The sequence below is a fragment of the Bacillus cereus group sp. N8 genome, assembly GCF_016483685.1.
Taxonomy (GTDB): domain Bacteria; phylum Bacillota; class Bacilli; order Bacillales; family Bacillaceae_G; genus Bacillus_A; species Bacillus_A proteolyticus.
The window spans coordinates 41,343-64,139 of record NZ_JAEHBK010000021.1; the positions used below are offsets into that span (position 1 = coordinate 41,343).

The following is a 22,797-nucleotide window of genomic DNA, read 5'->3' on the forward strand; positions in this document are numbered from 1 at the left end:
TTAACGACAAAATCCCTACCGCTCCAAAACAATACGCTGTTTCGTAATTTCCGCCAATCTCCCGCGATCCACCTCATACTCAGCATCAATGCTTTGCGGTACAATCACTTTCCCATCTTTAAGCATCACTTCCGGCGAAATAATATCCTTCTCCCAATGTCTACTAGAAGCAGATATATCGCCTGGAATCGTAAAGTTCGGTAACGAAGCGAGCGCAACATTTTGCGCTCGTGAAATCCCCATCTCTACCATACCACCGCACCAAACAGGGATATTATGCTCCATACAATAATTATGAATTTGAACCGATTCTGTTAATCCGCCCACTCGCCCTGGTTTAATGTTAACGATTTGGCAACTGCCAAGTGTAATCGCAACGCGCGCGTCTTCTAAACTATGGATGCTTTCGTCTAAGCAAATTGGCGTTTCAATTTTCTTTTGCAGTAGTGCATGATCAAGAAAATCGTAATCCGCTAGCGGTTGTTCAATCATCATCAGCCTGAATTCATCTAATCGTTTCAGTTTCTCTGCATCCGCTAATGTATACGCAGAATTCGCATCAGCCATTAACGGGATGTACGGAAACTCTTTACGAATTTCTTTTAATAACTCGTAGTCATGTTCTGGCTTTATTTTCACTTTAAAACGCTCGTATCCTTCTTCCGCGTACTTCTCGATTTGTTTTAACATAATCGGAATCGTATTAATTCCGATTACAACACCGACTTCAATTTCAGACTTAGTTCCGCCAAGTAATGTCGCTAGCGATTTCTTTTGACGCTTCGCATATAAATCCCAAACAGCCCCTTCAATTCCCGCCTTTGCCATTCGGTTTCTTTTTATATGTTGAAATAGACCCGGTACCTCATTCGGATGAGAAATTTCAGCCTTTAATAAATCAGGTAATAAAAAGTCTTGCAGTACATGCAGTGCTGTCTTCACCGTTTCTTCCGTATACCACGGTTCAGAAAAAGCAACGACTTCGCCAAATCCAATGTACCCGTCCGTATCTTCTAATTCAATGACGATACTCTCACGCTTTTCGTAAGTTCCGTAGCTCGCCGCAAACGGGATTACGAGTGGCATTTCCGTTATATAAAGTGTCGCTTTTTTTATCTCCACCTACATCTCCTCCACTAATTGTCTTAACTCTCGTCTTAACAATTTTTTCGAAGCATTTCGTGGTAATTCCTCTAAGAAGCATGCTTTCTTCGGCACTTTATATTTCGCTAATTTCTCCTCGCAAAAATGCAGAATTTCTTCTTCTGTTACCGCCCCGCTTTTTACAACAAAAGCAGCCGGTACTTGTCCCCATTTATCGTCAGTCATACCGACAACACCTGCTTCCGCTACCATCGGATGAGAAAGCAACACTTCTTCAATTTGAGCTGGATATATATTTTCTCCGCCTGAAATGATTAAATCACTGCGGCGATCTAATACGTATAAAAATCCTTCTTCGTCTAAATAACCGAGGTCACCAGTATGAAGCCAGCCATTTTGAATTGTCTCGCGCGTCGCATCTTCACGATTAAAATAGCCACCTGTTACGTTTGGTCCTTTTACTACGATTTCGCCTTCCGCATGTGGCGGCACTACGAAGCCATCTTTTTCAATACGGAGTTGGCACTGGAATAAAGGTTTTCCAGCTGATCCTACTTTCGTTAACATGTAATCTGCGGATAACGTACAAATTTGCGACGACGTTTCTGTCATTCCGTACGTTTGATACACAGGAATTCCTTTATCTACACACGTTTCTAATAACGGTTTCGGCGCTGGTCCCCCGCCAAGTAACATGCATCGTAAAGAAGATGGATATGTTCCTTCTCCAAGTCTCTCTAATAAATCTGTTAACATTTTAGAAACGACAGAAATAATCGTAACACCTCTAGTTTGAAGTGCTTCATGAATGAAATTAGCATCATATTTCGGAACGAGTAAAATGCGCATACCATACATAATATTTTTCATTAAAAGAGATAGTCCGCCAACATGGAACATCGGCATACAAGCTAACCAGCAATCATCATCACGAAGCCCTAAATTAAGCGAAGAACCGACCGCACTTGCCCAGTGATTGCCGTACGTTAAAATAACGCCTTTCGGTTTCCCTGTCGTCCCAGACGTATAAATAATTGTCATCGCTTCTTCTAAAGAGAATTCTTCTTGTATAGAGGCTTCTGCCTTTGGCCCATTCATCACTTCAGCGAATGAATAGACAGGAACACCCTTAGCCTCAAAATCTTGATCCGTCACTAAACAAACAACTTCAGCATCATCCATTTGCCAAAGTAGCTCTTCTCTTGAAAGACGCGTATTTAAAAGTACAGCTACTGCCCCTACGTAAGATAGGGCGTGAATCACTGTAATCATCTCCATACCATTTTTCATCAGAACAGCCACCTTTTGCGCCTTCTTCACTCCTACATGCGAAAGATGTTCACAAACAGATACTACTTTTTCATGCAGCTGCACGAAAGTAACCTTCTCCTCTTCAATTTCAATTGCAGTACGATCAGGTGTTAAAAATGCACGTTGCATTAACCAATTAGGCATCGTCTCCATCATTCATTCTCCTTTCATGAAAGAAAGAGACTTGATATGACATCAAGTCTCTTAGTTGTTTTGTTTCCGGTTTGATCTCATCTAGCTGCAGCGGCTAGAACAGTCGGTCGTTTCACGCCTTCCTACGAGGCAAAAAGCGCCTCTATGTCAGGAGTTCCAACGCCCTCTTGTTCTAAGCGAGCCGCTTCCGCTTTTGGTTTGATCACGGGAAACGAGGGAATTGACCGAAGTCCGGACTGCGTTTTTCTTTGAACGCGTCGCGACCTTCTTTTGCTTCGTCAGTTGTGTAGTACAATAACGTTGCGTCTCCAGCTAGTTGTTGAATACCAGCTAGACCGTCTGTGTCTGCGTTGAATGCAGCTTTTAGGAAACGAAGTGCCATTGGGCTGTTTGCTAAGATTTCTTGTGCCCATTGTACTGTTTCTGCTTCAAGCTCTTCTAATGGTACTACTGTATTTACTAAGCCCATGTCAAGCGCTTCCTGTGCATTGTATTGACGACATAGGTACCAAATTTCGCGAGCTTTCTTGTGACCTACCATACGAGCTAAGTAACCAGCTCCGTATCCACCGTCAAAGCTTCCTACTTTAGGACCTGTTTGTCCGAATACAGCGTTGTCTGCAGCGATTGTTAAGTCACATACGATATGAAGTACGTGTCCTCCACCGATTGCATAACCTGCTACCATTGCGATAACTGGTTTAGGAATTGCGCGAATTAGACGTTGTAAGTCTAATACGTTAAGACGTGGAATTTGGTCGTCACCTACATATCCGCCATGACCGCGAACTTTTTGGTCGCCGCCAGAACAGAATGCACGTCCACCTTCACCTGTTAAAATGATAACGCCAACATTTGCATCATCACGAGCGTGTGCAAAAGCATTGATTAACTCCATTACCGTTTTTGGACGGAATGCGTTATGTACTTCAGGGCGGTTAATCGAAATCTTTGCGATACCATTGTATGTTGAATAAATAATATCTTCGTAATTGCCTTCTGTTACCCATTCAATAGCCATTACTATTACCTCCTTGTATATTTCTGATCTCCTCTATAAGTTTGGCTTCCTTCTTAGATGAAAAAAGCATCACTGCATAGTTTTTAGAAATCCCTTTACTATTGTATCAAACTTTTCCGGTTGTTCCACATGAATTGCATGGCCAGCACCATCAATTTTGACAAATTTCGCGTCAGAGACGCATTTTTCAATGTTTTTTAATATACGAAAGAACTTTTCATCATGCTCCCCGTTCATTAAAAGAACAGGAATTTTTAAGTTTGGCAGCTCGTTCCACCATGAAGGCTGAGCCCCTGTTCCCATACCGCGCAAACTATTTGCAAGCCCTTTTGGATTGTTAGCAAGTCGTTCTTTTCGCACTGCTTCTTGTACGTTTTGTGTTAAACTTTTTTGCGTTTCAAAAAGCGGAATATTTCCCCACATCGATACAAAGCTTTCAATGCCTTCTCGCTCAATTTTATTAGCAAGTCGCTCATCTTTTTCACAACGTTCTTTTCTATCCTCTTCACTTTCAAGCCCAGCTGTACAATTTTCTAATAAAAGAGAACGTACATATTCTGGATATAAGCATGCCATCGTAATCGCAAGTCTACCTCCCATTGAATAGCCAAGTATATGTGCTTTTTCAATATGAAGATAATCCAGTAGTTCCTTCATTTGCAGTGCCACATTTTGAATATCATAATGTGGCACATCTGCAGGACTTTCCGTTTTTCCGTGTCCAACAATGTCCACTAGAATGACTTGAAACTGCTCGCCCCAAGAAGGAACGAAAGAACGCCACGTTTCCATGCTTCCCGTAAAACCATGAAGAAGTAGAAGTGGTTCCCCGCTTCCGACTACTTCATATTCATACGATACACCTTGCAGCGTTACGTTCATTTTGATTCACCTTGTAAAGATGTAGTGATAACTTCCATTGTTTTCGCCCATAATTCACGATGTAATTTCAAGTTTTCATCACGATTCGTACAAATTTCCACAACGTGTAAACCTTTCGCCCTCGTTCCAGTTTGTACTTCTTCTCGGAATTGCTCCCAACCATTTACACGGCTAAATGAACCGCCGTACATTTTGACAACATGCTCGTAATCAAGCCCAATTGGTGTTCCAAATAAAGATTCGAAATGTTCCTTTTTCTCATATTGTGGTAAGAATGAGAAAATACCGCCACCATCATTATTTACAACGACAATCGTTATATTTAACTCATGTAATTTTGCGGCTAATAACCCGTTTAAATCATGATAAAATGATAAATCACCAATTACTAATACGAGTGGATCACAAATAATACTCGCTCCTAAAGCAGTCGAAATGATGCCATCAATACCATTTACACCGCGGTTTGCCATCACTTGAATATTTTTATCCGATGTGAAGAAAAATGAATCTGTATCGCGAATTGGCATACTATTACTCGCAAATAACGTTGCGCCTTCTGGTAATACACGAACAATATCCGTAATGACTTTTCCTTCAAATGCAGTTTCATATGTTTCCATTTCACGAAGCGCTTCCTTCGTTTTTTCGTTTATATGTTTCCACATTCCGAACCAATCATTCTTTTTCATAACTGGCATTTTTTCTATTAGTGCACTGCAAAATGCAATATCACTTGCTTGGACAACTTCTGTCGCAACAAGAGCTGGGTCTCTCCATTCCCCAGATTCATCAACAACGATATGAACGGCTTTCGTTTGTTTTTTGATGAACTGCGTTAATGATTTAGAAACAGGCATTCCACCAAAGCGTATTAAAACTCGCGGCTTCCACGTTTCCTTTAACAATTCATTTCGTAAAAATGTATCGTAACAATCTATAACCATCGTTTTATCATGATTACCACTACGAATGTTAGAAAGCGGATCTGCTAAAATTGGATATCCTGTTTTCTCAGCTACTTTCGTAACAACTTTTGCGATTTCTGGATGACTGTCGTCTCCACAAATAATAAGCCCCTTTTCCATGTTTGAAAGGCGCCCTACAAGAGAATTTACATATTCACTCGGCATCGTCACATTTCCTTGCTGAACTACTCTTGTATATTCACCACGCCCTTTATCCCATAAACTTTCTAATGAGAAATCCGGGATAAGCGGCTCACGAACTGGAAAATTAAGATGAACAGGTCCTTGCGGCGCTAAACAGGCACTTGCTATCGTACGCTGCGTCGTCATGCGAGCGTAATGATACATCGCTTCACTTGCTTCTGGAAGTGCCATCTCTGTAAATTGCTTCACAAAAGTACCATATAAATCAAACTGATTCATCGCCTGTGGTGCACCTATATCTCTTAATTCATGCGGTCTATCTGCTGTTAAGACGATAAGCGGCACTCTTGAATGAAAAGCTTCACATACAGCTGGATAATAGTTCGCCGCTGCCGTTCCTGACGTACATAATAGTGCAACAGGTCGTTTTTTTGCTTTTGCAATACCAAGCGCAAAAAATCCTGCTGATCTTTCGTCTACATGTAAATATGTTTTCATTCCTTCATGTTGTTCCATTAGTAAGGCAATCGGCGTTGACCGTGAGCCAGGACTAATGACAACATCACATACATTTAGACGCGTCAGTTCATCCACGAACGCGCCTAAATAATATGATAATGCTTCTATATGATTGTTCATTTCATTAATTCCTCCAAAGCACCAAGCATCGGTCTAAACTTCAAACTTGTTTCTTCATATTCAAGCTGCGCTACTGAATCAATTACGATACCGCAGCCGGCAAATAAGGATGCTTTCTCGCCATTTAATAATCCGCAGCGAAGTGCAACCGCAAATTCACCATTTCCTTCATCATCTATAAAGCCAATTGGTGCACCATACAATCCTCTATCCAAAAGCTCTACATCACGGATTAATTTCAATGCCTCATGACGAGGTGTACCACCAAGAGCTGGCGTTGGATGCAATTCTTCTATCATCGCTAAAAGACTTGTATCACCTTTCGCTTCTACTGGTGTATATAAATGGATTAAGTTTTTCGTTGTTAATAAGCCTGGGCTCTCCGGAATATTAACAGATTCACAATGCTCGCTTAGTACACCTCGAATCATATTAACTACATAACCGTGTTCAGCCAAATTCTTTTCATCATGAAGAAGCGTCTCACCATTTTGTTTACTTTCTTCTATAGAATTACCATGACCAATTGAACCCGCAAGGCACATCGATGTAAACTTCTCGCCTTCTTTTCGAATCAATCGCTCAGGTGTCGCCCCTAAGAAGCATGCTCCTTTATAATCAAAAGAAAATACGTAACAATCCGGTTGCCCAATGCGAAGCGCTTCTAAAACAAGAGCGGAATCAATATGCTGATCCATCGTCAATTTTAGCTCTCTTGCTAATACAACCTTCTGCACGTTCCCTTGCTTCATTTCATCCTGCACTTTTCCAATCGCATTCATCCAGCCCTTCGGATCAACTTCTACTTTCGAAGTAGTTGTTAGTTTGGCTCCTTCTAGTGCACATTTACTCTCTTGTAAAATTCTTTCTTCTAAAGAAATAATTTCGTTAGAAAGAGTTTCTGCACAATCTTCAGCTGAAACGAACTTATTAATGGTTAACCACGCTTTTTCATTTTTTACAGTTAATAAAAATGCTGGTAGTGAAAATGTGGTATCCTCAAATTCTTTCCAAAGATCTGTTTTTTCTTTTTCTTGGTCAAATGAAAATCCACCAAATAAAAGAGGGCCTGTTCCAAATTCGTATCCTTCTCTTTGTACAAATGCTTTCTCTTTTACTTTATCCCACTCGTCACCAGCAGTTTGAAAGCGTTTGTGAGAAGAGTTTGCTATAGTGAAAACAGAGCCAATTCCAGCAAATATTACATGCTGAGCTGGGTCTGCAAAATAACATCTATTTTCGAATGCAATCCTTTTTCCTGCTGCATAAAACAGAAGTGGATCCATCCATTCTATTTGTTTTACAAAACTAACTAATATTTTTTCATCAGTCGCACGCTTAATGGCTGCAACAAAAACTTCTTGTAAGCCTTTTCGTTTCGTTTGAATCACAATTGTCTCCCCCCTATGGGCGAAAAATAGTCATAATTACGCTTGATTTTAAGATACACCTCAAACGAAAGGCCTGTCAACGTTTAGCATTTCTGAGAAATTCACCTTCTCTTCCTAGAAAATAAACGTTGACACTAAATGATGCTTTTTCTACACTTAATTGTGTACAATATGTGACCTAAGGAGGATTCAACATGGAAATGAACGTCGAAACGAATTCCTCTCCTACGGCGCCAAAGCCAAGTAAACAAACAGGCTGGCGCATTTGGTGGAGTTTATTACGTCCCCATACATTAACAGCAGCTTTCGTTCCTGTTTTCATCGGAACAGCGTATGCGATGCAGGTCGGAGGTATAAATCAAATACATCTCCCTCTTTTCCTTATAATGCTTCTTGCTTGTCTTCTCATTCAAGCAGCAACAAACATGTTTAATGAATACTTTGATTATAAAAGAGGGCTCGATCACGAAGGTTCAGTTGGTATCGGCGGCGCTATCGTTCGCGATGGCATTCAGCCTAAAACAGTACTTAACTTAGCATTTGGATTTTTCGGCATCGCAATACTATTAGGTGTTTATATTTGTATGAATTCTAGCTGGTGGCTTGCTGCAATCGGTCTTGTTTGTATGGCCGTTGCTTACCTTTATACAGGTGGCCCACTTCCAATTGCATATACACCATTTGGAGAATTAACAGCCGGATTATTTATGGGTGTCATTATTATTGGGATTTCATTCTTTATTCAAACTGGAACTGTAACATCCGAAGTCATTTTACTATCTATTCCAAGCTCCATTTTAATTGGTGCGATTTTACTAGCTAATAACATTCGTGACTTGGATGGAGATAAAGAAAACGGTCGTAAAACGTTAGCAATTCTCGTTGGACGCGAAAGAGCCGTTGGTGTACTTGCCTCTATGTTCATCGTATCCTACATTTGGACAATCGCTTTAATCATCGTTAACATCGTATCACCATGGATGCTTATCGTATTTTTAAGTGCACCGAAAGCATTTAAAGCGACGAAAGGCTTTATCGGCAAAAGCATTCCAATGGAAATGGTACCTGCGATGATTTCAACAGCAAAAACAAATACAATTTTCGGTTTCCTAATGGGAATCGGATTATTGCTTGGATATTTCCTATAGAAAGGAGCTGCTTACGCAGCTCCTTTTTTTATATACCAACTTCTAAGCTGAAATTCATCTCATAATTCCCACCTCCAACGCTCATACTATGTAAAGAAACTGAATTGTAGGAAGGTGGACGACTATGTTAACTCCACAACAAATAAATCAATTTAAATCTATTTTAGAAAAACAACAGCAAGAAGTTGAACAAACAATACAAACTCATGAGAATACAGATCGTGCTTCTGAACGTGATTCAGTGGGAGAATTGTCTAGCTATGACAACCATCCAGGTGATATGGCTACAGAATTGTACGAACGTGAGAAAGATTTCGGGCTCATCGAATTTTGGCATAAACAACTAGAAGATACGAAACATGCCCTGCAAAAAATTGAGGCTGGTACGTACGGTATTTGCGAAGTGTCTGGTGAGGAAATTCCGCTTGAAAGATTAGAAGCAATGCCGACTGCTACAACGTGTATACAGCACACTACAAATAAATTGGATATGAACACGCGACCAGTTGAAGAAGAGGTGTTGGCTCCTTCGTTTCATAAGCACGACGAAGATCATTCTGTAGAGTACGATGCTGAAGATGCATGGCAAGACGTCGCAAATTACGGTACGTCTGAAACTCCATCTGATTTAGAAAGACAAGATTCCAAAAACTATAATGGCATGTACGTAAATAGTGAAGAGAATGTAGGCTTCGTTGAGGATTTTGAAAACTTTATTGGTACGGATATGTATGGCAAAAACCCACAAGTTTTCGCTACAGAGGAACATGAAGAATATGAGCAAATGCTTGATGACTTTGAAGAACGTACTTTTAAAGGTGAATTATCTTCAAATGAATCTAGTTCCAAAGAATAAAAAAAGCATTCCGAAATTCGGAATGCTTTTTATCGCTAGCTAATTAGTTTTTTGTAACGTTAGCTGCTTGTGGTCCGCGGTTGCCTTCAACGATTTCGAAAGAAACTTCTTGACCTTCTTCTAAAGTTTTGAATCCTTCGCCTTGAATAGCTGAGAAATGTACGAATACGTCTTCTCCGCCTTCAACTTCGATGAAACCGAAACCTTTTTCGCCGTTAAACCATTTAACTTTACCTGTTTGCATGTCATGTACCTCCTAAATAAAAATGAAACTATGAATCCACATGAAAAGGTGGATATAAAGGACATGAATGTATAACAAGCTTACAGCCTTTAATTCAACGTGCTTTATTTCCGTACCACATTATGTAGCTCAATAGTGACTTCACTATATCACGCTCAATCCAAAACGTCAAATGAGAACACTTTCATTCCGGCGTTTTTTATAATCCTAGTATAATCATAAATTCCTATTCTATTTTACTTTTATTTGAAAATTAACAAAACTATAGTTTTCTAATCTCTTTAAATTCTGTACAATATGATTATCTATTACATTGAGGTGAAAAAAATGAAGGCACATGAAATCGAATATAAATTATATGGCGATGATATGCAGTTCGTTGAAATTGAATTGGACCCAGAAGAAAGCGTTATTGCTGAAGCTGGCGCAATGATGATGATGGAAGATCATATTGAAATGGAGACAATCTTCGGCGATGGTTCAGGACCATCTGGCGGCTTATTTGGGAAATTAATGGGCGCTGGTAAACGTCTCGTTACAGGTGAAAGCATGTTTATGACCGTATTTACAAATACAGGTCATGGCAAACGCCACGTATCATTCGCCGCTCCGTATCCAGGAAAAATTATTCCTGTTGATTTAACAGAGTATCAAGGAAAAGTCGTTTGTCAAAAAGACGCCTTTCTTTGTGCCGCAAAAGGTGTTTCTATCGGAATCGAGTTTACAAAGAAAATTGGAACTGGTTTCTTCGGTGGTGAAGGTTTCATCATGCAGAAACTTGAAGGTGACGGACTTGCTTTCATGCACGCAGGTGGAACAGTATATAAACGTGAATTAAAACCTGGTGAAAAACTTCGCATTGATACAGGTTGTCTCGTTGCAATGACAAAAGACGTTAACTATGATGTTGAATTCGTTGGAAAAGTAAAAACAGCTCTATTTGGCGGTGAAGGTTTATTCTTCGCAACATTAGAAGGTCCTGGAACTGTTTGGATTCAGTCTTTAACACTTAGTCGCTTAGCAGCACGCCTTACAAGCCCAGCAGCTCAAAGCAGCGGTGAAGGCAGCGTTTTAGGCGGACTTGGTCGCCTTTTAGATGGGAAAGAATAAATAGAGTCCTTCTGGGGCTATAGCCATCAACTTAAGAAAATGAAAACACCCTTTCATAGTACTGCATGAAAGGGTGTTTTCATTTACGTCTACAAACAACAACACGTTGGTTGAGGAGTTACGCATACTAGGTGAAGAATTCCGAAATGAATTTTCCGAATCATCAGTCCATGAGGTTAGATAATATGTCCAGACATAATGCTGTCCTCGTTTTTTCTCCATTTTAGTTCACCCCTCATTATTTAGATAAAATCTGCCTTAAACTAACGGGACAGGGTAGTTTAATAAGGTAATATTTGGATCAAGATAGATATAAGTAGAAAAATTAATAAGGTTTACTTCAGTAAAATAAGGTATATTATATTTGTTGAATAGATTCTCTTTAAAGACAAGAAAAGTAGGTGAACAAAGTGGGAAAATATCAATTGGATTACAAAAGTCAGGTAGCTGTGGCAAAGTTTCATGAAAAACAGACGCCTGCCAAATTTGATAAAAAGCAACAACTTGAAAAATTGCGTGCGGAGTATTTGAAAAAGAAGCAAAAACAAACTGATAAATAACATGTTACATTTTTTCTAATTTTCTGTATATCGTGCAAACAAACACAAGAAAATAGGCAAGTTATTCATCGTTCAAATATATACAGGCTATTTTTTCAAACCTCTTACTTAATGAACTAAAAAAGTCGATTCCTTGAGACGGAAATCGGCTTTTTTTAGTTAGGTGGACTATACAAACCATTTTTAACCATATAACATTCCATCGCTTCATTAAGCCATAACTCTTCTTCCTCTGTATAAGGAGAGGGCATCATCTTATTATATTGTCCTTCTATATCATCTACTTCTTCACTTAAAGCATACATCGTTTCTTCTCCGACATACTTAAGGGTTGCCTTCATATGCTGATCGACAAGCGTTTGTACTTCTGGATCATCAACATGTTTTCCAAATAGCCTTTTTACTTCTTTTGATAAGCGTACAAACTCTTTATCTAGCGCTACCATCTCTTCTTCAGGCTTATTATATAATCCATCAACCAGTTCCTTCGGTATATATTCTTCCAGCCATAAGCGTTGTTCGTTTTCTTTTTGGATACTATTAATTAAGCTCATTAATATGTTACTATCTACCTCTTCATCTTCCTTAAGGCATACCATTGTTCGTTCAATCGCCTTTATCGCAACTTCAAGTTGTTTTTTCTTTTCTTCAAAAGCTACCCTTTGATTTTGTAATGTTTCTTTTAAGCTTATATTCAAACTTTTCACATTGAGCATGACACGAATTTCTTCTAAACTATATCCTAATACTTTAAGACTCACTATTTTTTGGAGCGCTAATATATCTTTATCTTTATATACACGGTGTCCTGAACTTATATTTTTTTCAGGTTTAAGCAATCCAATTTCATCGTAATATTGTAGTGTCCGTATTGATGTGCCTGTTCTCTTTGAAAACTCACCAATTGAATAGCCTTCCTTTTTGCTCATCCTACACTCCTCCTAACAATATGTTTACAAAAATCATACTCCCTCACGTAACTGTAGGTTCAAGCCTTTTTTCAAAAAGAATGAATCAAGTTCCTCACTGCATATATTGAACTATACCTTTTCTTAAGGAGGGCTTTCTTGATGCGTACTCCTTTATCCTTTGATAAAGATACTGCCATATTATTAGCATCTTGCTGCGATCTAACGTATGAACAATATAAACAAAATGGGATTTTTGAAATACCTGATGGATTCCAATATGTACAAGGCTTTCAAGGGAAAGCGATTCAAACGATGGAATGGTTTGGGTTCATATTAGAATCTGAAGATACGATTATTGTAGCTTTTAGGGGCACACAAACAGATACAGACTGGATTATCGATTCACTCGTCAACCAAAGGCCATACCCATATGCTTTAAACAGTGGAAATGTCCATAACGGCTTCCTTTCTATTTATGAATCTTGCCGAGATTCTATTATGGATATGCTCGTATCATTGCCAGCCCATAAGAAACTTCTTGCAACAGGTCATAGCTTAGGAGGGGCACTCGCTACATTACACATACTAGATGCACGTATAAATACTGCCTTCTCACAGTATGGTCTTTATACATTTGCCTCTCCAAAAGTTGGAGATATTGCCTTTCGAAATTATTATAAACTGCAAGTAGCTAGTAGCTTTCGTTTCGTCAACTTATTTGATGTCGTTCCACTTCTCCCTCCCCGAAACATAAATTTTAATGATCGTGATTGGGAATATGCACACGTTCATCACAACATGACATTTACGAAAAATACAAAATCCATTATAAATAATCATTCCATTACAACATACAAAACATGTCTGACTTCTCATTTTTAAACAGTAAACAATTGGAAATTAAATATTTTTATACTATAATAATCTATGAAATGACTTTCGGATGAGGGGACCTTACATGCTAAAATTTTTCTTTGCAATTTTTCTGATAATAATTTTTTCGTTTACAGGTTTCTTTACATTTTCATACTTTGCGACAGGGGAATATGGTGGAACAGGTATAATATATACGTTCATGCCTTACCTTTCTTAAGCAAAATAAGTAAAACGAGCTTAATCTCATTAAGCTCGTTTTATTTTTCTACTCAAGCGTATCCCCGTTTTAAAAGTGAATAAATAAAAGCCCCTTCAAAAGGGGCTTTTATCTAAAACAGTTTAACAGTATTACCAATTCCCCAAATTTCATTACTGTACTGCAAAATTGTTCGATCACTCGCAAAATGCCCAGATTGTGCAATGTTCAAAATCGACATTTCCAGCCATTTTCGCCTATTTTCATAGGCCCTTCCGACAGCTTCTTGTCTTTCAGCATATGGGCTAAAATCTCGAAGAACGAAGTATTCATCGTTTTGAATAACGAGAGAATCATAAATCGCTTCAAATTCAGCTCCCGACTGTGCAAAGAAACCACTCGTTAACTGATCTACTACTTTTTTAATGTGCATATTATGGTGATAATAATCACTTGCACGATATCCACCATTTTGATAGTAATGAAGAACCTCATCTGCCGTTAAGCCAAAAATGAAGCAGGCATCATCACCGACCCGGTCTTTTATTTCAATATTAGCTCCATCTAACGTTCCGAGTGTGATTGCACCATTCATCATGAATTTCATGTTACCTGTTCCCGAAGCTTCTTTACTCGCAGTTGAAATTTGTTCACTTACATCTGCCGCCGGGAATATATCTTCAGCTAAAGAAACTCGGTAGTTTTCTAGAAAAATAACTTTCATAAACTGACTTACGTACGGATCGTTATTTACTTTTCTTGCAAGCTCATTTATTAATTTAATAATTTTCTTCGCGTAATAATAGCCAGGTGATGCTTTCGCTCCAAAAATAAAAGTACGCGGGTAAAATGAAAAACTAGTATCCTCTTTTAAACGGTTATATAAGTATAAAATATGAAGAACATTTAATAATTGTCGTTTATAGGCATGTAGTCTTTTCACTTGCACATCAAAAATAGAATTTGGATCAACCGTGATCCCCATTTTATTATGAATGCGCTCCGCTAAAATAATTTTACGCTCTTGTTTTACCCCTGCAAGCTTTTCTTGAAAACTAGTATCATGTATGAAGTTTTGCAGTGCTTGCAGCTTAATTGGCTCTTTCTTCCACTCTTCACCAATTGCTTCCGAAATAAGATTCGTCAGCTGCGGATTCGCCTTCATTAGCCAGCGCCTATGAGCAATTCCATTCGTTTTATTATTAAACTTATCTGGATAAAATTCATAGAACAATCGCATTTCACGCTGCTTTAAAATTTCTGTGTGGATTTTCGCCACACCGTTAACGCTATGGCTACCAACAATCGCTAAATGAGCCATTTTCACAAGGTCATGCGCAATAATGGCCATGTCCTCAATGCGCTTCCAATCGTACGAATAACGGTCCCAAAGCTCATGACAGAAACGTTCATTAATTTCTTCAATAATCATATAAATTCTCGGTAATAACGGTTTAAAAATGTGAATTGGCCATTTCTCAAGTGCTTCTGATAACGTCGTATGATTCGTATAGGAAATCGTCTGCGTTGTTATGTGCCAAGCTTCTTCCCATGTCAATTTTTCTTCGTCTAATAAAATACGCATAAGTTCTGGAATTGCTAGAACCGGATGTGTATCGTTTATATGAATCGCGATTTTTTCATGTAACTGACGAAGACTACCGTGTCTCTCCCTATGCATACGAACGATATTTTGCAAACTTGCTGATACGAGGAAATACTGTTGTTTTAAACGAAGTATTTTCCCCTCATCATGCGTATCATCTGGATATAAAAACTCCGATACAGCCTCTGTTTCACGCTTATATTTCAAAATATCTTTACAATTTTGTGGGAAAGGAACTGGCTCCGCATTCCAAAGTCTAAGCGTATTTACAGTACTTGTTTCATACCCTACAACTGGTACGTCGTATGGTACTGCCATAATAACTTCTGCATTTGTATGCCTGAACTCTAAACGCCCATCAATTTCTAGCGGTTCAACGCTTCCGAAATAACTTACTTCTACAGCTTGATCATACCTTCTTACTTCCCAAACATTTTCATGAAGAAGCCACTGTTCTGGAAACTCTACTTGATAGCCATCAACAATTTTTTGATCAAACAGGCCATGCTTATAACGAATACCACAGCCATGTCCTGGTAAGTTTAAAGAAGCAAGCGAGTCGAGGAAACAGGCTGCTAATCGTCCAAGTCCACCATTTCCAAGTCCTGCATCAGCTTCAACCTCTTCTAACTCGTGCAAAGAAATTCCAAGTTCAGAAAGCCCCTTTTCACATACATCCCTGATACCTAAGTTTAATATGTTACTTCCAAGCAAACGCCCAAGTAAAAATTCAATGGATAAGTAATACATTTGCTTTTGGTCTCCAGACCGATAACTTTCATTCGTTGCAATCCATTGACTATTCATATACTCACGTACCATATGACCGAGGGTATTATACTGATCACGAGTTGTAGAATCTTTGAAACTTTTCCCATACATCGTTTCTAATTTTTCTAGAAAAGCGGATTTGAAGCTTTCAACATGAGTAAACATTTATTCACCACCTCAATGTTATTCCATGAGACTTTTATACAATTTCTTGTACGCAAGAGCCGATTTCCCCCAACTATAATCTTCAGTCATCGCTTGCTTTACAAGCCTATCCCATACCGGTTTATCTTGATAAAACTCAATTGCACGGAGAACTGTATGTAACATGTCATGTGCATTAAAGTTCGTAAAGCTAAAGCCATTTCCAATTCCAGTTTCTTCATCGTAAGAATGTACAGTATCATTTAATCCACCTGTTTCTCTTACAATTGGAATCGTGCCATATGCTAGTGCAATAAGTTGTCCAAGGCCACACGGTTCAAACAGCGATGGCATTAAAAACAAATCGCTTCCCGCATATACTTGGTGCGCTAACTCTTCATTAAATCCGATATATACTTTTACCTTTTCTGGATACTCGTATGCCATCCATTCAAAGAACTGCTCGTATTCAGAATCTCCTGACCCTAAAATAATACATTGTACATCTTCTTCCATTATTTCACGGAATACAGTACGTACTAGATCAAGCCCCTTTTGCTTCGTTAATCGTGTTACCATCGAAATAACTGGCGTATCTTCTTTTTCTGGCAACCCAAAATAACGCTGCAATGCACGTTTATTTTCATTCTTTCCATCTAATGACTCTGCACTATACTGAGCAGTAATATACGAATCTGTTTCTGGATTATATACGCTCGTATCAATTCCATTTACAATGCCACTAAGCTTATCGTTATTCTTTCGTAACAATCCATCTAACTTCTCACCGAAAAACTCATATTGAATCTCTTCTTTATATGTCGGGCTAACCGCTGTAATTTGGTCAGATGCGATAATACCGCCTTTCATAAAGTTCACGTTTCCATAAAACTCAAGCTGTTCACTATGAAAATATTCATGACCAAGCTCCAGTAAGTCGTACATCACTTCAGCAGGAAATACACCTTGGAACTGCAAGTTATGAATCGTATATACCGTTTTAATATGCTCATATAACGGGTTTTCTTGATACTTTTCACGAAGCAAGAAATTAACCATAGCTGTGTGCCAATCATGGCTATGAAGAACATCTACTTCGAAATCAAGATGCGGAATACACTCTAAAACTGCTTTTGAAAAATAAGAAAAACGCTCCCCATCATCATAATGACCATATAGAGAATCTCTCTTAAAATAATATTCATTATCTATTAAGTAATACGTAATCCCATCCTGCTCACCTTTTAAAATCCCACAATATTGGTTTCTCCATCCAAGAGGAACGTTAATTACTTTATGAAGCGTGCATCCTTCTCTTAGCTCTTTCGGGATAAGACTGTAGTTCGGAAGTATAATGCGAACATTTACTCCTAATTTTTTTAATTCTTTTGGGAGCGCTCCTGCTACATCAGCTAGACCTCCGGATTTAATAAACGGTACACATTCTGATACTGCAAATAAAATATTCACCTGTTGTTCCACTGCACGAAAAGCGTATACATCATAAATCGCTCTTCTTACAGCTTCCTCCCTTCGAGTTTTCATGTAGAGTAAAACCATAATTAGTGGGGGTTTTCTAAATCCCCCACTAATTATGTACCTGCTATTTACGAATAACTATTGATTGTACTATTTTGTACACTACCTTTTTCTACAACATATGGCTCATCAGCACTTCCTTTTAACACTACGCCATCGCCAAGTTTCACATCTTTATCAATAATAACACCGTCTATTATACAATTATCTCCAATTTGGCTCTTTTGCATAATAATACTATTACGAACAATTGAACCTTTTCCAATTTTAACCGAACGGGAGACAACACTATTTTCCACTTCACCTTCAATAATACTGCCGTTTGCAATCATCGTATTTTTCACGACTGCACCCTTCATATAACGAGTTGGTGGCTCATCTTTTACTTTCGTAAAGATTGGTGCTTCTTTCTTAAATAATTGCTTCCAAATAGAAGGTTGCAAAATTTCTAAGCTATGTTTATAGTAACTTTCAATCGAATCAATAATAGCTACATATCCTGTATGCTCATACGTAGCAATATGCAGTGATTTCCCGCTCTTTTCTCTCACTACATCAAATAAACTGTATTGCTCCACATCTTTATATGTCTCAAATAAATCTAGCAATAATTGTTTCTTTAACACATATGTTTGAAGCGAAACCCCTTCATGACAAACTTCCGTAATATCTGCAGACATATGTATATGTCGCTCTAGCACCGCTTGAAAATTTAACGCTGTTACAAGATGGCTATTCGTAATAACAACATACTCTTCTCTGCTTCTTAGAAAATAATCAATATGTCTTCTAAAATGTGCAAAAGATCCAAATTCGTCATGATCGCATTGGCAGTTCGGTGGGAATAAAAACAGGCCATCACGCTTTCTATCTAAATCCCACTGTTTTCCTGAACCGACATGATCCATTAAAGAACGATTTTTATGACTTGTAAAAACCGCCACGCTATGAATATTAGAATTCACCATATTTGAAAGCATGAAATCAATGAGGCGGTAACGGCCTCCAAACGGTAACGCCGCTAATGAACGATGCCCTGTTACTTTCTTTAAGGAAGGAAAACTTCCCGTTGCATTAATAATTCCTAACATTTTTTCTCCCATTCATTTCATCCCCCTTTTCTATTTTCCTTCAGCAATTAGTACTACATCGTCAACATTTTTTTCTGGGCGAATTATTGTCCCATCTTCAATAACCATTTCTGAGCCAACAATCGCTCTTTCAATCACAACGTTTTTACCAATCTTTGCCCCAGGCATAACGACAGAATCGATTACCATACTACCTTCTTCTACCGTTACTCCTTGGAATAAAACAGAATGCTTCACGTCCCCTTCAATGACGCACCCTTCATTAATAAGTGATTCTTCTACTTTTGCCTGCTGCGCAATATATTGAGGCGGCTCGTTTGGATTCACAGAACAAATGCGCCAATTACGGTCATTTAAATTCAACGATGTTTCATCGCGAAGTAAATCCATATTCGCTTCCCATAAGCTTTTCACCGTTCCGACATCTTTCCAATATCCTTCAAACGGATACGCCATCAGCTTCTTCCCTTCATCTAATAAAAGCGGAAGTACATCTTTTCCGAAATCATTACTAGATTCAGGATTTCTTGCATCCATCTCTAAATATTCTTTTAAAATGGCCCAGTTAAAAATATAAATTCCCATTGATGCAAGATTACTTCTTGGAAATTGCGGTTTTTCTTCAAATTCAACAACTTCCATCTCTTCATTTGTATTCATAATGCCAAAACGACTCGCTTCATCCCATGGCACTTCAATAACAGAAATTGAAACATCTGCTTCTTTCTCAATATGGTAATCTAGCATTTTGCTGTAATCCATTTTATAAATATGATCGCCTGATAAAATAAGGACATATTCTGGTTCATACTGGCTTAAATAGTTTAAGTTTTGATAAATAGCACTTGCCGTACCTGTATACCACTTCACACCTGAAGACTCCGCATAAGGTGGTAACACTGTGACTCCGCCGTTTACGCGGTCTAAATCCCAAGCGCTTCCGATTCCAATATAATTATGCAGTTCTAGCGGTTGATATTGCGTTAAAATCCCCACCGTTTCAATACCAGAGTTTGCACAGTTACTTAACGTAAAATCAATAATGCGATATTTACCACCAAATGGAACAGCTGGCTTAGCTAAATTTTTTGTTAATGCACTTAAACGACTACCTTTTCCCCCTGCTAGTAACATTGCTACGCACTTTTGTTTTTGAGCCATCTTGTTTTTTGCTCCCCTTTCTCGTCTTCACTGGTCGTAAAATGGATACGCCAAATGGTGGAATTGTAATTTCTACATGTGCCGCTTGATTATGATACGGTTCTAGAACCGCCTTGAGACGTTTCTTATTCACTTGCCCCGATCCGCCATATTGCTCAGCATCACTGTTTAAAATTTCGTTATAATACTCGAAATCGGGTACACCTACTTTATAGTTTTCATATGTAGCTTTCGTAAAATTACATACAACAACTAACGCATCTTCTTGCTTATCCCCTTGGCGAATAAACGAGAAAATACTTTGCTCATTATTATTAGCATCAATCCACTGAAACCCTTCAGGTGAATGGTCAAGCTGCCAAAGTGGTTTGGAGCGCTTATACAATGCTATGAGCTCTTTAAAGTAATCATGCATATTACGATGCATTTCAAAATCATGTAAATTCCAATCTAAATCTTCAAGATCTTTCCACTCATCAAATTGGCCAAATTCTCCACCCATAAAGAGTAATTTCTTACCTGGATGAGTAAATAAATATCCATATAATAAACGGAGTTGGGCGAACTTATCCCAGTACTCTCCCGGCATTTTATTTAATAACGACTTTTTCCCGTGAACGACTTCATCATGAGAAAGTGGCAATATGAAGTTTTCAGAGTGAGCATATAGTAAAGAGAATGTCATTTTCTCATGAATGTATTTCCGGTACTCCGGTGCACATTCCATATATTTCAGCACGTCATTCATCCAACCCATATTCCATTTATAATTGAATCCAAGTCCACCCTCGTATGTTGGAGCTGTTACAAGCGGCCAAGCTGTTGAATCTTCTGCTGTCATAAGAAACTCTTCATCTTCTGCAAACACAGCTTCATTTAACTCCCGTAAGAAGGAAACAGCGTGTTCATTGCTTTGCTCTTTTCCTTCTTTATTCCAGTACAGCATATTCGCAACTGCATCTACCCTGAAACCATCAATATGGAAATACCTCATCCAAAATAATGCATTTGAAATTAAGAAATTACGTACTTCTCTCTTCCCTAAATCAAAATTAACAGTTCCCCATACCAGGTTTTCTTGTACATCTATATCTTTATATTCATAAGTCGGTGTCCCATCAAACAAATATAAACCGTGAGCATCTTTACAAAAATGCCCCGGCACCCAATCTAAAATGACACCGATTCCATATTTATGACATTCATCGACAAAATACATCAAATCATGTGGCGTGCCGAATCTACTTGTCGCTGCATAATATCCTGTTCCTTGATATCCCCAAGAACGATCATATGGATGCTCAACAAGCGGCATAATTTCAATATGTGTAAATTGATGTTCCACCACATACGGAATGAGCTCCTCGGCCATTTCTCTGTAAGAATACAGAGCGCCATCTTCTTTCTTTTTCCAAGAACCGAAATGTAATTCATAAACTGTCATCGCTTCTTTATAAATCGATTTTTTCTTTCTCTTACGAATCCAGTTTTTATCATTCCATTCATATCCCTCTATATCAAAAACTACAGATGCCGTATTTGGTCTTACTTCTGCATATACTGCGTAAGGATCTGCTTTTAAAATAACGGCACCGTCCATCGTTTCAATCGCATACTTGTATATCTCATTCTCTGCAATATGCGGTACAAACAAGGACCAAATCCCCTCTTCTGTCACTTGTAGCATCTTATGTTGCTCATAATCCCATTCATTAAAATCTCCAACAACACTCATTGCTTTCGCATGAGGAGCCCATACTGTAAATCGTACACCTCGCATCCCATCTTCCGTCACAATATGTGCCCCAAAGATGTTATAACTGTCATAGTACTTTTCTGTATGAAACTCATCTCGTTTCACTTCTTCACAATTTATTACATCCAATATGTTCACCTCACTAAGATGACAGAATTTTTTTACTCTTTATCATTTCTGCGAAAAACTGAAATATCCTTGTTATTTTTTAAAAAATATACGTATTTTTCTTAATTTCGGCTTAAAATATTCACATTTACCATATAAAATATCGAATTTTGACGAATATTCATTGCAAACGCTTCATTTTCCTTACTATTTCTCGACCTTCATTGTTGCTCAATATTTATTTTATTGGTTTCTCCCTGTTTTTCACGCTATTTTCCACATAAATTACAACCAAAATAATCTGTCATAAAATAATGTTTCTCAACATTTTTTGTCACAAAGTTTCTTGAAATGTAAAATTCATAAGCATATACTTGTTCTCAATAAAGAACATTGAACTTTCGTAAATATAATTCATACTAGAATACTATGTTTACTTTGCGAAGGTTTAATAAAAAATCAAACTAGGGGGCTTTCTTATGTCATTAAAACAAAAAGTAGGAATGGGAGTTGTCACCGCTTCCCTTGGATTATCACTTACATTCGGTGGTGTATTCGCTTATTTCAGTGATTCCGAAACATCGAGTAATTCATTTCAAGCTGGTACGTTAGACCTTTCTATTAACCCAAGTGTAATCGTTAGCGTGCAAGATTTAAAACCAGGTGATTTTATTGAAAGAAATTTCAAGCTTGAAAACAAAGGAACATTGGATATTGCAAAAGTAGCACTTGAAACATCCTATGAAGTTACAGATGCAAAACAAAATAATGATGGTGAAGATTTAGGCGATCACATCATCGTCAAATTTTTAGTGAATGATGGAAAGCCATCTAATCCAAACGATGATCATGAAATTTTGTGGGAAACAAAACTATCAGAATTAAAAACTATGAAACCTGAGGATGTAGCTACTTCTCTAGAACGTCATAACTTAATAGATGGTATTAAATCTGGTGAAACGGATTACTTACACGTGCTCTTCTCCTTTGAAGATAACGACCAAGAGCAAAATAAATTCCAGGGTGATTCCTTACAGCTAAACTGGACATTCCATGCAGAGCAAACAGAAGGCGTGGAGAAATAATTATTAAAATACAAATTATCGG

Annotated in this window: 19 protein-coding genes; 6 read left to right on the forward strand and 13 right to left on the reverse strand. The window is 38.1% G+C overall.

The genetic code is table 11. From position 1 onward, the window contains the following. Nucleotides 1-15 precede the first annotated feature (15 nt). From menC to JDS80_RS22990, 6 genes are all read right to left on the reverse strand, one after another. Nucleotides 16-1,122 carry an o-succinylbenzoate synthase gene (gene menC / locus JDS80_RS22965; RefSeq protein ID WP_199640060.1) on the reverse strand — a complete coding sequence of 369 codons (1,107 nt, stop codon included), beginning with the start codon at nucleotides 1,120-1,122 and terminating at the stop codon, nucleotides 16-18. Further along, entirely contained in the window at nucleotides 1,123-2,568 is a 1,446-nt protein-coding gene (locus JDS80_RS22970) for an o-succinylbenzoate--CoA ligase (RefSeq protein WP_199640061.1), read from the reverse strand. Between the two features lie 202 nt (nucleotides 2,569-2,770). After that, nucleotides 2,771-3,589 (reverse strand): 1,4-dihydroxy-2-naphthoyl-CoA synthase, encoded by an 819-nt coding sequence (gene menB / locus JDS80_RS22975; protein WP_000963892.1) that lies wholly within the window; start codon nucleotides 3,587-3,589, stop codon nucleotides 2,771-2,773. Nucleotides 3,590-3,658: 69 nt separating this feature from the next. Beyond that, entirely contained in the window at nucleotides 3,659-4,471 is an 813-nt protein-coding gene (gene menH / locus JDS80_RS22980) for a 2-succinyl-6-hydroxy-2,4-cyclohexadiene-1-carboxylate synthase (RefSeq protein WP_199640062.1), read from the reverse strand. Further along, on the reverse strand, nucleotides 4,468-6,222 hold the full coding sequence (gene menD, locus JDS80_RS22985) for a 2-succinyl-5-enolpyruvyl-6-hydroxy-3-cyclohexene-1-carboxylic-acid synthase (protein ID WP_199640063.1): 1,755 nt from the start codon (nucleotides 6,220-6,222) through the stop codon (nucleotides 4,468-4,470). Before menD ends, menH begins: the two co-directional genes overlap by 4 nt. After that, on the reverse strand, nucleotides 6,219-7,613 hold the full coding sequence (locus tag JDS80_RS22990) for an isochorismate synthase (protein WP_199640064.1): 1,395 nt from the start codon (nucleotides 7,611-7,613) through the stop codon (nucleotides 6,219-6,221). Before JDS80_RS22990 ends, menD begins: the two co-directional genes overlap by 4 nt. A 194-nt stretch (nucleotides 7,614-7,807) precedes the next feature. Here JDS80_RS22990 and JDS80_RS22995 point away from each other — a divergent pair, with 194 nt between their 5' ends. Both JDS80_RS22995 and JDS80_RS23000 read left to right on the forward strand, forming a co-directional pair. Beyond that, a complete protein-coding gene (locus tag JDS80_RS22995; protein ID WP_000425742.1) occupies nucleotides 7,808-8,761 on the forward strand; it encodes a 1,4-dihydroxy-2-naphthoate polyprenyltransferase in 954 nt (317 codons plus the stop codon). Between the two features lie 124 nt (nucleotides 8,762-8,885). Continuing rightward, nucleotides 8,886-9,617, forward strand: a complete 732-nt coding sequence (locus tag JDS80_RS23000) for a yteA family sporulation protein (protein WP_071744346.1) — start codon at nucleotides 8,886-8,888, stop codon at nucleotides 9,615-9,617. 43 nt (nucleotides 9,618-9,660) lie between these two features. Here the strand turns inward: JDS80_RS23000 and cspD are convergent, their stop codons facing one another. After that, nucleotides 9,661-9,861 carry a cold-shock protein CspD gene (cspD, locus tag JDS80_RS23005; protein ID WP_001193053.1) on the reverse strand — a complete coding sequence of 67 codons (201 nt, stop codon included), beginning with the start codon at nucleotides 9,859-9,861 and terminating at the stop codon, nucleotides 9,661-9,663. Between the two features lie 327 nt (nucleotides 9,862-10,188). On the opposite strand from cspD, the gene JDS80_RS23010 reads away from it, so the two are divergent. Next, nucleotides 10,189-10,971, forward strand: a complete 783-nt coding sequence (locus tag JDS80_RS23010; protein WP_071770416.1) for a TIGR00266 family protein — start codon at nucleotides 10,189-10,191, stop codon at nucleotides 10,969-10,971. 410 nt (nucleotides 10,972-11,381) lie between these two features. Continuing rightward, entirely contained in the window at nucleotides 11,382-11,531 is a 150-nt protein-coding gene (locus JDS80_RS23015) for a hypothetical protein (RefSeq protein WP_000521653.1), read from the forward strand. Nucleotides 11,532-11,686: 155 nt separating this feature from the next. Here JDS80_RS23015 and JDS80_RS23020 read toward each other — a convergent pair whose 3' ends face one another. Next, on the reverse strand, nucleotides 11,687-12,460 hold the full coding sequence (locus tag JDS80_RS23020) for a MerR family transcriptional regulator (RefSeq protein ID WP_199640065.1): 774 nt from the start codon (nucleotides 12,458-12,460) through the stop codon (nucleotides 11,687-11,689). Nucleotides 12,461-12,601: 141 nt separating this feature from the next. On the opposite strand from JDS80_RS23020, the gene JDS80_RS23025 reads away from it, so the two are divergent. Further along, entirely contained in the window at nucleotides 12,602-13,324 is a 723-nt protein-coding gene (locus tag JDS80_RS23025) for a lipase family protein (RefSeq protein WP_001260108.1), read from the forward strand. A 323-nt stretch (nucleotides 13,325-13,647) separates the two neighbouring features. Here JDS80_RS23025 and glgP read toward each other — a convergent pair whose 3' ends face one another. From glgP to glgB, 5 genes are all read right to left on the reverse strand, one after another. After that, nucleotides 13,648-16,056: a glycogen phosphorylase gene (glgP, locus tag JDS80_RS23030; protein WP_199640066.1), complete on the reverse strand. Its 2,409-nt coding sequence runs from the start codon at nucleotides 16,054-16,056 to the stop codon at nucleotides 13,648-13,650. Between the two features lie 18 nt (nucleotides 16,057-16,074). Further along, a complete protein-coding gene (gene glgA / locus JDS80_RS23035) occupies nucleotides 16,075-17,505 on the reverse strand; it encodes a glycogen synthase GlgA (RefSeq protein WP_071744341.1) in 1,431 nt (476 codons plus the stop codon). 137 nt (nucleotides 17,506-17,642) lie between these two features. Beyond that, nucleotides 17,643-18,677 (reverse strand): glucose-1-phosphate adenylyltransferase subunit GlgD, encoded by a 1,035-nt coding sequence (glgD, locus tag JDS80_RS23040; protein WP_199640067.1) that lies wholly within the window; start codon nucleotides 18,675-18,677, stop codon nucleotides 17,643-17,645. An 18-nt stretch (nucleotides 18,678-18,695) separates the two neighbouring features. After that, complete coding sequence (gene glgC / locus JDS80_RS23045) at nucleotides 18,696-19,826, reverse strand: glucose-1-phosphate adenylyltransferase (RefSeq protein ID WP_071744339.1); 1,131 nt, start codon at nucleotides 19,824-19,826, stop codon at nucleotides 18,696-18,698. Then, a complete protein-coding gene (gene glgB, locus JDS80_RS23050) occupies nucleotides 19,774-21,711 on the reverse strand; it encodes a 1,4-alpha-glucan branching protein GlgB (RefSeq protein WP_199640068.1) in 1,938 nt (645 codons plus the stop codon). Before glgB ends, glgC begins: the two co-directional genes overlap by 53 nt. A 458-nt stretch (nucleotides 21,712-22,169) precedes the next feature. On the opposite strand from glgB, the gene JDS80_RS23055 reads away from it, so the two are divergent. Further along, on the forward strand, nucleotides 22,170-22,775 hold the full coding sequence (locus JDS80_RS23055) for a CalY family protein (protein WP_199640069.1): 606 nt from the start codon (nucleotides 22,170-22,172) through the stop codon (nucleotides 22,773-22,775). Nucleotides 22,776-22,797 lie beyond the last annotated feature (22 nt).

What these genes read in the sequence shown, in the direction of transcription:
- menB (WP_000963892.1), bottom strand. Translation starts at nt 3,589, where the DNA reads ATGGCTATTGAATGGGTAACAGAAGGCAATTACGAAGATATTATTTAT.
- JDS80_RS22995 (WP_000425742.1), top strand. Translation starts at nt 7,808, where the DNA reads ATGGAAATGAACGTCGAAACGAATTCCTCTCCTACGGCGCCAAAGCCA.
- menH (WP_199640062.1), bottom strand. Translation starts at nt 4,471, where the DNA reads ATGAACGTAACGCTGCAAGGTGTATCGTATGAATATGAAGTAGTCGGA.
- cspD (WP_001193053.1), bottom strand. Translation starts at nt 9,861, where the DNA reads ATGCAAACAGGTAAAGTTAAATGGTTTAACGGCGAAAAAGGTTTCGGT.
- JDS80_RS23055 (WP_199640069.1), top strand. Translation starts at nt 22,170, where the DNA reads ATGTCATTAAAACAAAAAGTAGGAATGGGAGTTGTCACCGCTTCCCTT.
- JDS80_RS23020 (WP_199640065.1), bottom strand. Translation starts at nt 12,460, where the DNA reads ATGAGCAAAAAGGAAGGCTATTCAATTGGTGAGTTTTCAAAGAGAACA.
- JDS80_RS22970 (WP_199640061.1), bottom strand. Translation starts at nt 2,568, where the DNA reads ATGGAGACGATGCCTAATTGGTTAATGCAACGTGCATTTTTAACACCT.
- glgP (WP_199640066.1), bottom strand. Translation starts at nt 16,056, where the DNA reads ATGTTTACTCATGTTGAAAGCTTCAAATCCGCTTTTCTAGAAAAATTA.
- menD (WP_199640063.1), bottom strand. Translation starts at nt 6,222, where the DNA reads ATGAACAATCATATAGAAGCATTATCATATTATTTAGGCGCGTTCGTG.
- JDS80_RS23010 (WP_071770416.1), top strand. Translation starts at nt 10,189, where the DNA reads ATGAAGGCACATGAAATCGAATATAAATTATATGGCGATGATATGCAG.
- JDS80_RS23025 (WP_001260108.1), top strand. Translation starts at nt 12,602, where the DNA reads ATGCGTACTCCTTTATCCTTTGATAAAGATACTGCCATATTATTAGCA.
- JDS80_RS23000 (WP_071744346.1), top strand. Translation starts at nt 8,886, where the DNA reads ATGTTAACTCCACAACAAATAAATCAATTTAAATCTATTTTAGAAAAA.
- glgC (WP_071744339.1), bottom strand. Translation starts at nt 19,826, where the DNA reads ATGGCTCAAAAACAAAAGTGCGTAGCAATGTTACTAGCAGGGGGAAAA.
- glgD (WP_199640067.1), bottom strand. Translation starts at nt 18,677, where the DNA reads ATGGGAGAAAAAATGTTAGGAATTATTAATGCAACGGGAAGTTTTCCT.